The sequence below is a fragment of the Acinetobacter modestus genome (genome assembly GCF_014636095.1).
Classification (GTDB): domain Bacteria; phylum Pseudomonadota; class Gammaproteobacteria; order Pseudomonadales; family Moraxellaceae; genus Acinetobacter; species Acinetobacter modestus.
Genome location: NZ_BMDV01000015.1, coordinates 1 through 11,225, shown reverse-complemented (window position 1 = coordinate 11,225; position 11,225 = coordinate 1). Strand labels below are relative to the sequence as shown.

The following is an 11,225-nucleotide window of genomic DNA, read 5'->3' as shown; positions in this document are numbered from 1 at the left end:
AGAATTGTTTTAAAGCTCTTGTATATGTTTGTACTGTCTTTTCTGACGCGTCAATATAATTCAAGAAGCGGTGCAATAATTCTGTATTTACGCTTTGCGTCTGTTGGATCTCATTTTGATTATGAATTGTTTGTATTTCATTCATAGCTTTCACCCTTTCCGTAATTCTATTATAACATAATAACGTAAATAGTCAACACATAGAATGTATATAGTTAACATATAGTTAGTTATTATTTGCAAATAGATAACATGTAGTAGTATGTTAGAAGGGCAATAGTTGGTCGATTGATTGGGCGACACTGTTGCCCGCCTATCGCAATAGTAGGGCGTTAGGTGCCAACATATCGGCACCAGTATATAGGCTGTTGGGTCTGTTGCCTATACATTAAAGCATTGATATGAAAGGAGTGAAAGGCGATTGACTAACTCTGTTGGGTTCACTACAACTAAAAATGCTAGTAAACTTTTAGGTGTGTCCGCTTCATCATTAAGGGTTTATGCTCAACATATGGAAGCTGTGGGGTACTCATTTAAGAAAGTAGAAAACGCTAGGCAATTTAGTAAGCATGATTTACAAATCATTAGCGAGGCGTTAGAACGTTATAAACTAACTGGCGGTGCTATAAAAGACGCATTACATTATGTGATAGTTAAAGAAGAAAAAGGGGAAGCAGAAGCGGAGGCACTGCAATCTCTGCCGAAAAAACAACAGTCACAAGATGTAGATCGTTTGGACGTTGAGCAATTTAAACAAGAATTATCAAAATACATTAGTAATAACATTAATAGTACATTAGAAAAACACTTTCAGAACGTCACAGAAGCTATTTCAGACGTTTCTAATACACAAGACGATACTAAACCAATGCAAGAAGAAATTGAGCGTCTACGTGCTTTAAATGAGCAATTACAAGATGAGCGGGATCAATACAAATTGCAAAACTCAAATATGAGTTATGAGATAGAACGATTAAAATCTATGAGTATGTGGGAGTTTAGGAAGTGGAAAAAAGAATAAAAATAGAGAAAAATGTAGTAATAATAATGTTTACTAATTTAATCATTTTAGGAGTAGGTTATTCAATTCCGATTGCTTTATTATCAAAAAATATATTTCTTAATGTTAAACTAGCCACTGATAGTGACGTCTATAAAATAGCTCTAGCTATATCAGGATTAGTATTCGGTGGCGGACTAAAAGAAATATTCGGTTATTTACTAAAAGCAAGAAGCAAACCAAACACTGAGTTAAGAAAAAAACATGATGCTTTGGACAAAATATTTTCTTCAATAGTTTATACACTGCAAACTATTACGATGGCTTTATCAGTGTTAGCTATATTAGATAATAAAAATTGGTGGATAATACTTTTTTTAGTTGCTCTTGTAGTAGTGGTTTTCACAAATTATTTTATGGCTGTTTCGTCTCAATAACATTATACTCAAAACAACAAGAATGTTATAATAATAATTGACACCGATACCCAACAAATAGCGTTATGTTGCCTGTTAGCGTCTGTCCTTACACATTGGATAGGCGTGTTTTTTTATGAGGAACGAGCGCTCGGTTGACTTTGTCTAACTGTTGGACAAATACGACCATGTGGTCGCTTTTTAAATCGTTCAACGTCGAACACTTTAGGTTTTGCAAAATTTGCAAAGTATTTATTGTCTAGATTTCTAGACAATAAGACAGCGCTGACTTATATTGTGGTACGTATTCACAATATGAATGTGTACTATAGTACACAAAGTATAGAAATGTTGCACTGGTGAAATATCTGGATATATATTAACGAAGTTAAACCGTTGCACAGCGGAAAGTTTTGTTGACAAAACATTTTAAAAGCGACGACATCGTCGTATTTCTCCAACTATTGAAGAAACTCAACCGCGTGCGGTTATAGATATTTCTCGATAACTATAATATAAGCGCCCTTGATTTTTTTACATAAAAAAAGGCACGTATCTGACACCGATACGTCGCCCTTGTACTTTAAGCTCTTTCTTTATTCTCTTTAGCATTGCGTAAAACTTCAATCCTTCTAAAAATACCACCGTTGAGAGTTTCAAGCGTATGAATAGCTTTGTCTATATCCTCATCACTTTCACATAAGTAATAACCATTTTGTCGGGTGCTTCCTATAACGTACCCGTATTTGATAATGAGGTCGCTAATAATACTATTGAGCGTACGCCAATAACTATTTGGCATTTCTAATTTTATTAATAGCTTTTCTTTGGTAATATATTTATTAGGCGCATTTTTGATTTCCTGTAACACGGCTAAATGTTCTTCGGGAATTTCATTTTGTGCCTTTTTTATATTCTCTTTTTGCATAATTTTCACCCCACTTTCTATACCCTTATTATAACATATTACAATACATGAAAACAGTCGATAAAAGTCGACATAACGCGTTTTTAGTGGGTCTTTTCCGTAACATTTATTAAGAATTTTACTTATATAGTAATGTGTATTTTATATATATTTTTGTTGTTTATATCAGTATATATGTTATTATGTATTTACTGATATGAACAAACGTTTCATTGGTGCAAACCAACGGATCTAGTCAATCCGAAATATGATCTAGCTATTATGAACTAGTCACTCGTAATAGCAAAAAGCTCGCCTAGTTCTCTTCTCGTTCTAGGTGGCTTTTTTTATGCACAAAAATACCCCTCACGCTTATATATCTTGATGTTGCAGTCTTGCACTATACGTTGCAATCAGTACAAATCGTCGTACCCGATATTTAAAGCGTTTGGGGCTTGATACTTATTTAGTTATGATTAGTTAATCAGTTTAATAAGTTCCGTTAAAAAGTTAAATACACTCGTCAGATAGTCATTCTGACTTATTAAAAAATGTATCAACACTACTGATATGCTAAAAAATGACGTTTTAGTCGGTTCGTCATTTTCTTGTCGTCTCATCGGTGCAACCCTCCTTAACAAGACAACGCATAGGCTTGCTACACAAGACATATATATTAATATAGCATAACTATTAATTAGCAAAATATAGGTATTACATAATATAAATAAAAAGGGGTTGAAATTCAGCCCCTTAATAGCATATTTACTTTAATAATTTTCTTTATAACTCTTTATTGCTTGTCGTTTAAATGCTTTATCATTCACAGTTAGCGCAATACAATCAATGCACATCTCAAAGACTTCATGAAGCGGAGTATTACCACTATTCAACGCTTTCAATATAGCTGTACGTTGTTCGGCTGTAATGCGTTTGGTCTCTTGCATATCTTTGCGTATTTGTCTCGCTTCCTCATGTGTTCGTTGAGCTTCTTGTATTCGTTTATTATCTTTGTTTGATTGAACAGAATTATTATTCTGAAATGTATTATTGAAATCTAATTTAATACTCTTACTTTCGTTATCAATAACTTTTTTAACAGATTGTCGTAACTTTGATTGATTGTTATTAGTGACTTTTTTCTTATCATCAAACATATTATTAATTACATCATCAATATTATTCATACAACATCACACCTTTAACCTCTTTTAGCTTTTTTAACTTCTTTTTTAGTTTGCTTCGTATAATATTCATCTTCATCAAAATGGTTAAATCTCGGATCATATAAATAATTAATTCGTTTACCAGTTCTACCATTTCTATTTTTTAATATCGTCAATGTTATGTTTCTTGGTGTCTTGTCTTTTTCTTCTTCAAAGTCCATGTTTGTTGGATCATCTAACATCTTAGTAAAGTCTAATCCTATTAGTACATCGCTTGAGTATTCTATTGCTCCGCTTTCTTTAAATGCACTCAAAGACATAGGTCGGTTGTAACTCTCACGATTGAGGGAGGATATGGCTAACACTGGTGTTTTATAGTCACGACTTAACCGCTTCAATGAGTTCACGGCTACATCGGTATTTGTTTTGTCGGTCTGTCTAGGGTCTGCGGGTTTCATAATTTGTAAGTAGTCGATAACTACAACGGGTGAGCGTCCTGTGCGTTGTGTATGCAGTTCTACAAGTTGCCTTACATCTTCATGACCGATTTGCCCAAAAGCTTCAACAATATAGATATTGTCCGCGTATTCTGAATAGCGTTTAATTGCTGTTTGTATAAGTTTCTTCTCATCATTGTTAAAGTTTTCGTGTTTACTTCCGTCGGTTATATCCAATGATACTTTAGCATTTCTAATATTCCCACCATATTCGATAGTATCAAGATAAGTTTCACGCGATATTGATTTACTCATTAATTCAGTGCGTGCCATTTCTAAACTAATAAATAATACGTCTGTATCGTTTTGAGCAATGTTATCAGCTATATGTTGTACGAGCGTTGTTTTACCTAATGAAGATATAGCACCTATCACATATAAGCCCTCACGTATGCCACCATTTAAGACATGATCTAATATAGGGAAGCCTGTAGATGTTGGCGGGGTATTAGCATTTTCTTTAATACCGTTAATGAAATCAACCAGCCCAGCGCCTGCATTAGATTTATTATAGTGTTCTAGTAATTCGTTTTGTCGTTGTTCCGCTTCTGTTGTTTCGGTTACTGTATTTTTATTTGAAGCGGGTGCTTGATATAAATGGCCACTAGCTTTACGTTCACTAATAGCTTTCTTAATATCATGTTGCAATCGTTTAGCGTTGTCTTTCATATAGTTGTCGGGATCGTTCCAATAAGTGTTATTTATAACAATATCGTACAAGCCTTGAGGATTGTCCCACATAAAATAAGCTAGTTCCGATATGATTGCATAACTAGCTTCTGAACGATCGTTGTTATATGCCTGCATTGCTTCATAACTACGTTCCCACAAATCTCTTTTGCTAACATTTTTAGTTTTTAACTTTTTACCGCCTGTGTTAAACCATAAACGCAATACGTCGATTGTATTTACTTTAGGTGGCTTAATACTATCTGAAAGTTGTTTTGGCTCTGTATGGGCTTCTGAATGGCTTTCAAAGGTATGTCCTTTAGGGCGGTAATTTTGTGAAAGATGTTTAATAAATTGCTTTGATATTTCTTTGTTATCAATTTGTGAATGATTATTATAAACATCACCCGTCATAGCAATATAACCACTATTATGAAAGACTTCTAACTTATTCCCGTCTTTGTCATATACATTCTTTTCTTGGGCTAATTCGCTAGGTAAATCACCCTGTAACACGACGTGATACCCTCGACCACTTACAGAATGCTCAACATATCCTGCATTAAGAAAAGGCTTCTCTGTTGGTTTGATTTCAGTTATTTCACCCGTTTCAGTATTTACATTCATATCTATGTCTATAACTGTTAATCCACTACCTACCACATTGAATGAGATCCCTGCAAACTCGTTGCTACTTTCGTAAACCTTTTTTACTTCATCAAACATATATAAGTTATCTGTATTGTTCCATGAAATTGTATTACCGTTTATATCCGTCGGGTACTTAGCTAGTTTGCCGTCTGTGCGTCCTGTATCTTTTGCTTTCCATAAAAACCATTGCGGAATGATTTTCATTTCATGAGGTATTGCCTCAAAATTTATTCTTTTAATTTCGTCGTCTTTATATAAAGCCATTGTGTTGACCTCCCTGTTATTCACCAATCACAAAGTTGTGTCTCTCTCCTGTGATTGTATGGAGTTCCCGCCCTTGTGTAAACAAAGGGGCGGAACGACTATTATATTTATTATATATATAGAAAACGAAATATCGGGGTTGATACTTACGGTAAGTAAGTGTTAGTTAAGTTTCGAAATTACACGTTTGTACGACCCTAATTACACGTTTGTACGACCCTAATTACACGTTTGTACGACCCCCCCCTCGATAATTTTTGAAGCAAATTTCCTTTTTTATGGTGTCCGAAAACTCCATTTTTTATAACTCATTAAAAAAATCGTCTTTTTTATGGCAGTCGAAAAAGCTGTTTTTCTTTTTTCTAGGTGCCGAAAATGCCGAATATCACAAAGGGGTCTATAAAATAGGGATACCCTTTAATCACTAAACTGCGTGGTCGATATAGCTGTGCTAGGTTTTGCTAGGGGTAACGTTTCGTTACGTCATAGCTCATAATTGCAATAATATAAGTACGCGCTCATTTTTGAGCCGGTTAAATATATATAGCTATTCAGTTATATTACTGAACCCACATTGGGGCTGAGTATAAACCAATACCCCCCCACTTATTAAACGAAGCTTAACAATACTTAACATTCAATGTAAGTTTAACTACCTAAGAAAACTTAATATGAAATGCAGTAAAAAGTAGTATTTTAATTATTAAAATTAATAATCATTTTCTACACCTAGAGGCTCATAGCTTCTATATAGTTTTAAATCTCTCGAAAATTAAAGTTAATTAAAGGTATAAAGTCAAAAATGACTATGTTCTTTTTTAACCCGTCGTTAATGTCGTTTCTTTGCTTAATCACTCTCTTTTTCTCGATGTTAATTTTTAAATTTTAAAATTTGCTAGATACATTGATATAACTCATATTAAAGACGATTTAAAACCTTCTATAATTAGCATAAATTAGCATGAAATAGTGGAATCAAGTCTAATGCAAAATCTGTATATTGCTTAATGACCCAATCACAACGGAGCGCCCCCTTATGTGAAAGTTAAAACTCTTTGATATGTTGCATTTTGTTGCACCTAATAATTGAAATCTTTCCCACATTTTCCAACAATTTCATATTGGATTACACGCATAATTGATACCCCACCCCTCACCGTTCTCTATTACTAAAAAATACTAATAAATGAATGGAGTGGGGGATTGTATGAACTTATAAACTTTCATTGTGTAGTAAACTAAAACTTTTATCTATTAGGGTTTACATAATATTTATATTAGTAACTATGTATAGTGAAGCGGTCATTTCGATTTTTAAAGTTTGAGCATAAAAAAAGAAGCAGACATTTTATTTATGCCTACTCCTCATTGAGTGAAAATTTAATCCCTACTGGTCTACCTTGTGTAGTACCTTTACTATCGTATTCAAAGTAATCTTTTATAATATGATCATCATTTACAAATTTATTCATAATCAAATTGATTGTTTTTTTGTGTCTTGTTTTTTGAGTTGGTGTTATGTTTTTCATATCGCATTCTTCAAATAATTTGTTGTAATTAATTTTTTGCATATTATCAATATATTTAATTTTACCTTTGCCATTTAATGCGCGTTTGTATTGATTAATACGTCTGTATAATTCGGTGACTAGTACTCTATAATTATTGTTGTTAACTACGCCTTTAGGTGCTTGCAATACTGTTTTAGGTACGTGTTCAATATACTTTTTGTGTTTTGAATAGTCATACATAATAGGTTTACTTTTGAATACAATCCAGTCTTTCGATGACGGCTCACCCTCACTAGTTAATTCAATAAATTCTACAATAGGTCTGCGAATACTATTCATAATGTGTTTGGTCTCTGCGTCTATAATTCCGCTTCCCTCTTCTGCAAATTGAATTTTCACTCTAATTGCTGATAGTTTATCAAGTCTTTGCATAAAGTCTTTATATTCTTTGTATCTTATTTTTTGTTTTGCAGGATAACCATAAGCCTCACGAATGAGTGAAGATATTCTACAACGAACAATATTTTTATCTTCAATTTCTTTTTCATATAAGTTACTCACACCACGTAAAATTATCTCGTCTTGTGGGTCAATTCGTATTTCATCAATGTTTGGATCGGTTATTATAAATTCGCCACTGTCTAGCTTACTTGTGTTAGGTGGGTCTGGTGAGAAAAAGGATAACTGTTCTTGTGTTGCTGTTGTTCTTTTTAACGCGTGCGATAACGGCGAATTATCTACTACATGAAAGGTAGCAAGCGCTTGATCTTGGTATTCCATTAATTCAATACTTTTAAGATCTTCTGGTGTAGCATTCTTTATGGAAGTAGCATTAGGACGATAATTAAATTTATTGTTTTTGTTTGTCATTCGCTTCACCTACCACAAAATAAGCTTTGTCTAATACCTTGCTGTTTAAAAATTCACCGCTGTATCCGTCAATATTCTTAGCAAATTTTTGTCTAGTGTTTAATCTCTTTAGTTTTCTACTATACAATTTATTAGCTATGTTTAAATCTTTTGTTTCAAAATGCCCGATGTTAATGTTGTAATGTGTTTTCATCATATCGTTAGAAGCATTCCATTTACTAAATATATCTTTTATATCAATTTTATTCTTATCAATAAAGGCTTGCATTTCATACATCGGGTACATTTTAGCGGTAGCTTTCAAAGTGATTAAATCAAGCTCACTTTCTAAATATTTAGCTTCTGCGCTTTGTAATTTATCTATAAAGAAATTCTTTACATATGGTTGTCTAAAGGTTTTTTCACCTAATAAATAGTCATAAACTTCAATCATACAATCATATATATATACCTTTAATTCTTTTTGTCTAATGAGCCAATCACTCGCACGTTTTGTTATAGCGTCAAATATTTTTTCATTCATTTTATAAAGTTCTCGTATATTATAAACTTCCTCTTTAACTTCGGATTGTTCGCCCGCTTCTGCATTACTCGTCATTAACTCACCTATACAATTAACAATACTTTTTTCGTTTAATTCTTGATATAAAGGTGTTTCAAAGAAACTAGAAAACTCATAAATAAAATGAGTATCTATAAAAGCCCCGATATAAGATAAAAAATCAGCGTTCTTTTTATCTTCAATACCTTTTATAATCGCAGTTACTGAATTACTTACAGTAGTTAACGTTCCGTTTTCATAAGGTATTAATAAATCATTTTGTAAATCGTACTCACGCATTATTACGCCTCCCCTGTGACCGTTTAAAACATAGATAACATATCAGTAACTATCGTATAACACATAGGTAGCATGTAACTACCTTTTTTAACTTCTGCTAACTATTATTTACGGAAGTTGAACATTATAGCTTTATATATTCAGAACGATTGTGCATATATTCTTTATTAAACTCGATACCTTTTATTGTTCCGTTTTTATAAGCAATAAAGTAAGCAAGTTCTAACTCTTTACGTTCGTCCTCGTTTAAGTGTTGATCTAAATAATTGAGTTGGAACAGTTTAGTTAATCTGAATGGAGTTCCGCTCTGTAAATATTCCGTTTGGTCGATTGCTTTATTAAGTAATGACTTTAATTTCATATTCATTAATTTATACACCTCGCTTGTTAGTTAGTAATCTGTATCGTTAAGTTTCAATGCTCAGAAATGCGTTTCTCAGCGTCCTGTTGCAGATTTGCGATAGTTTATTTTAGTTAATAGTTTCTTTGTTTGTTTATAAGCGATATAACTACTTACTGACGCAACAATAGCGCCTGCAATAAGTGGAATAACAAAGTCTAAAAATTTCATAATATAAGCTCCTTATTTAATAGCATGATAGCGACCCGTCACATTGGATAGGTCGCTTCATTATATTTCAATTAAAATATATTTATGATACTATACTGAAATAGAGTGATAATTTATTTTATTGCTCGTCATTGTGTTGACCGTTGCCTATTTCGTCGTGGGCGCGGTCGTTTTCTTTATCTATCTTTTTTAATTTATCTAGTAAGTTATCAAATTCTTTTAAATACATACACATTAAATCAATCGTTTGTGTATTTTTGATACGCATATCGTGATATTTCCATCCGTGCGTATATATTTCTTTTTCAGTTAGCACATGATTAGGTTCATGAGTGAAGTATTCCTCGTCAAACCATGTGAAAGATGTTATTACATCATCAATTTTTTCTTTTACTATTTCTAAATCACAAAGTAAATTTTTCATTTCCCAATTCATTCGAAATTACCTCCATTTATTTTTTCAACATTTTCGATTTTTCAAAATTTAATACATTAGAAGTTTTAACTCCAGCTATCACATCTAACTGTTTTGAAGTTTTTTGAGATTTTTTTATATCATCTTTCAATATGTTTATTAAACGTGTTTCTAATCTTGTAAGTGATGCACTTTCTCGCATTACTCCGTCAAACTCTTCACGTACTTCATCAATATAGTTAAGCGTATTTGCGTTTGCTTGAATGTGTCCGACTAGCTCCCAATGCTCTTGCATTAGTTTCCATGTTTCTTTATTATCCATTGACTACCTCCTACTATTTACCATTTACAAAATCGCGGTAGTTATCCTCAGAAATGATGTATTTATTTCCGACTTTAACGGCTTTCAGTTTCCCTTTGCGGATATACTCCCTCACTGTACGAGGTGATATATCTAATTGTGTAGCTACTTCATCTACTGTGTACGTTTTAATTGCCATAATGTAAAACTCCTTTTATTTTTAATTCCCACATATTTGGGAATATTAGTTTTTAAAATAATGCGTCTGCGATACGTTTCTCACTTTGGTTTTTAGATCGTTCTAAATGATGTAAGTAAATCATTGTTGTATTGATATTAGAATGACGTAATAGCTGTTGTGTTTCTTCTATACTCCCACCGTTCATAAGGTTTAATGTTCCTGCCGTATGACGTAATGAGTGAGCTGTTAAACGGTCACTCGTGTAACCTGCTTCTTTTAATCTTTTTTTAACTATTCCGCTAATGCTACGAGTTGTAAGGCGTTTTCCTTTATTATTATTGCTTGTAGATGTAAATAATACTTCATGTTGTTTATCTAACATTTCACGATAGCGCCCAATAGCTTTAAATACTTGAAGCGGTAATTTAACGTATTCCGTTTTTTCTTCTCTGCCTTTACCTTGTATATATAACGCGGGACTATCCCCAACATTTCTTATATCTTCCATATCGGCACGTGATACTTCTATTGTTCTTAATCCACCCGTAACCATAAGTGATATTATGGCGTAATCTCTTGCACCCGTCACAGTAGATATATCAATGTTATTTAATACATCTTTAATTTGTTCAGTCGTTAAGTAATCTTTCTTATGTGCTTGGTCTAATTTAGCCCCCTTAATCTTATCGGCGATATTAGGGTAAAAGCCTTCTTGATTAGTCCACTGGAAGAACAAACGAACAGAAACGATATAACTTTTAATGGTTGTAGGTTTACGCCCTTTATCACGCAAATAATCTCTAAACGCTAATACATCACTACGTGTAGGTTGTGTAATATTATGTTCATAAAGATACTTAAAGAATTGTTTTAAAGCTCTTGTATATGTTTGTACTGTCTTTTCTGACGCGTCAATATAATTCAAGAAGCGGTGCAATAATTCTGTATTTACGCTTTGCGTCTGT

The 11,225-nt window shown here is 32.8% G+C and carries 13 protein-coding genes; 2 read left to right on the top strand and 11 right to left on the bottom strand.

The genetic code is table 11. From position 1 onward, the window contains the following. Positions 1 to 421 precede the first annotated feature (421 nt). Positions 422 to 1,021: a hypothetical protein gene (locus tag IEV17_RS16815; RefSeq protein WP_188363599.1), complete on the top strand. Its 600-nt coding sequence runs from the start codon at positions 422 to 424 to the stop codon at positions 1,019 to 1,021. Continuing rightward, positions 1,006 to 1,437, top strand: coding sequence for a hypothetical protein (locus tag IEV17_RS16810; RefSeq protein ID WP_188363598.1), 432 nt, complete (start codon positions 1,006 to 1,008; stop codon positions 1,435 to 1,437). The genes IEV17_RS16815 and IEV17_RS16810 overlap by 16 nt, the downstream gene beginning before the upstream one ends. A gap of 562 nt (positions 1,438 to 1,999) precedes the next feature. On the opposite strand, the gene IEV17_RS16805 is transcribed toward IEV17_RS16810, so the two are convergent. The 11 genes from IEV17_RS16805 to IEV17_RS16760 all read right to left on the bottom strand — a co-directional run. Next, positions 2,000 to 2,344: a hypothetical protein gene (locus tag IEV17_RS16805; protein WP_188363597.1), complete on the bottom strand. Its 345-nt coding sequence runs from the start codon at positions 2,342 to 2,344 to the stop codon at positions 2,000 to 2,002. A gap of 749 nt (positions 2,345 to 3,093) precedes the next feature. Further along, on the bottom strand, positions 3,094 to 3,510 hold the full coding sequence (locus IEV17_RS16800) for a hypothetical protein (protein ID WP_188363596.1): 417 nt from the start codon (positions 3,508 to 3,510) through the stop codon (positions 3,094 to 3,096). A 14-nt stretch (positions 3,511 to 3,524) separates the two neighbouring features. After that, entirely contained in the window at positions 3,525 to 5,570 is a 2,046-nt protein-coding gene (locus tag IEV17_RS16795; RefSeq protein WP_188363595.1) for a DnaB-like helicase C-terminal domain-containing protein, read from the bottom strand. Between the two features lie 1,358 nt (positions 5,571 to 6,928). After that, positions 6,929 to 7,951, bottom strand: a complete 1,023-nt coding sequence (locus tag IEV17_RS16790) for a hypothetical protein (RefSeq protein ID WP_188363594.1) — start codon at positions 7,949 to 7,951, stop codon at positions 6,929 to 6,931. Further along, on the bottom strand, positions 7,932 to 8,792 hold the full coding sequence (locus tag IEV17_RS16785) for a hypothetical protein (protein WP_188363593.1): 861 nt from the start codon (positions 8,790 to 8,792) through the stop codon (positions 7,932 to 7,934). The genes IEV17_RS16790 and IEV17_RS16785 overlap by 20 nt, the downstream gene beginning before the upstream one ends. Positions 8,793 to 8,916: 124 nt before the next feature. After that, positions 8,917 to 9,159, bottom strand: coding sequence for a hypothetical protein (locus IEV17_RS16780; protein WP_188363592.1), 243 nt, complete (start codon positions 9,157 to 9,159; stop codon positions 8,917 to 8,919). 69 nt (positions 9,160 to 9,228) lie between these two features. Next, on the bottom strand, positions 9,229 to 9,363 hold the full coding sequence (locus IEV17_RS17275; RefSeq protein WP_264822620.1) for a hypothetical protein: 135 nt from the start codon (positions 9,361 to 9,363) through the stop codon (positions 9,229 to 9,231). A 118-nt stretch (positions 9,364 to 9,481) separates the two neighbouring features. Further along, positions 9,482 to 9,799 carry a type II toxin-antitoxin system toxin TscT gene (gene tscT, locus IEV17_RS16775; RefSeq protein ID WP_188363591.1) on the bottom strand — a complete coding sequence of 106 codons (318 nt, stop codon included), beginning with the start codon at positions 9,797 to 9,799 and terminating at the stop codon, positions 9,482 to 9,484. Positions 9,800 to 9,815: 16 nt separating this feature from the next. Then, a complete protein-coding gene (locus IEV17_RS16770) occupies positions 9,816 to 10,100 on the bottom strand; it encodes a hypothetical protein (protein ID WP_188363590.1) in 285 nt (94 codons plus the stop codon). 13 nt (positions 10,101 to 10,113) lie between these two features. Continuing rightward, on the bottom strand, positions 10,114 to 10,278 hold the full coding sequence (locus tag IEV17_RS16765; protein WP_188363589.1) for a helix-turn-helix domain-containing protein: 165 nt from the start codon (positions 10,276 to 10,278) through the stop codon (positions 10,114 to 10,116). A 52-nt stretch (positions 10,279 to 10,330) separates the two neighbouring features. Beyond that, positions 10,331 to 11,225 (bottom strand): tyrosine-type recombinase/integrase (locus tag IEV17_RS16760; RefSeq protein WP_264822619.1); only part of this gene is annotated, 895 nt, incomplete at its 5' end.

Excerpts from the sequence above, each read along its gene's own strand:
- IEV17_RS16805 (WP_188363597.1), bottom strand. The coding sequence starts at position 2,344 with ATGCAAAAAGAGAATATAAAAAAGGCACAAAATGAAATTCCCGAAGAA.
- IEV17_RS16800 (WP_188363596.1), bottom strand. The coding sequence starts at position 3,510 with ATGAATAATATTGATGATGTAATTAATAATATGTTTGATGATAAGAAA.
- IEV17_RS16795 (WP_188363595.1), bottom strand. The coding sequence starts at position 5,570 with ATGGCTTTATATAAAGACGACGAAATTAAAAGAATAAATTTTGAGGCA.
- IEV17_RS16790 (WP_188363594.1), bottom strand. The coding sequence starts at position 7,951 with ATGACAAACAAAAACAATAAATTTAATTATCGTCCTAATGCTACTTCC.
- IEV17_RS16785 (WP_188363593.1), bottom strand. The coding sequence starts at position 8,792 with ATGCGTGAGTACGATTTACAAAATGATTTATTAATACCTTATGAAAAC.
- IEV17_RS16780 (WP_188363592.1), bottom strand. The coding sequence starts at position 9,159 with ATGAATATGAAATTAAAGTCATTACTTAATAAAGCAATCGACCAAACG.
- IEV17_RS17275 (WP_264822620.1), bottom strand. The coding sequence starts at position 9,363 with ATGAAATTTTTAGACTTTGTTATTCCACTTATTGCAGGCGCTATTGTT.
- tscT (WP_188363591.1), bottom strand. The coding sequence starts at position 9,799 with ATGAATTGGGAAATGAAAAATTTACTTTGTGATTTAGAAATAGTAAAA.
- IEV17_RS16770 (WP_188363590.1), bottom strand. The coding sequence starts at position 10,100 with ATGGATAATAAAGAAACATGGAAACTAATGCAAGAGCATTGGGAGCTA.
- IEV17_RS16765 (WP_188363589.1), bottom strand. The coding sequence starts at position 10,278 with ATGGCAATTAAAACGTACACAGTAGATGAAGTAGCTACACAATTAGAT.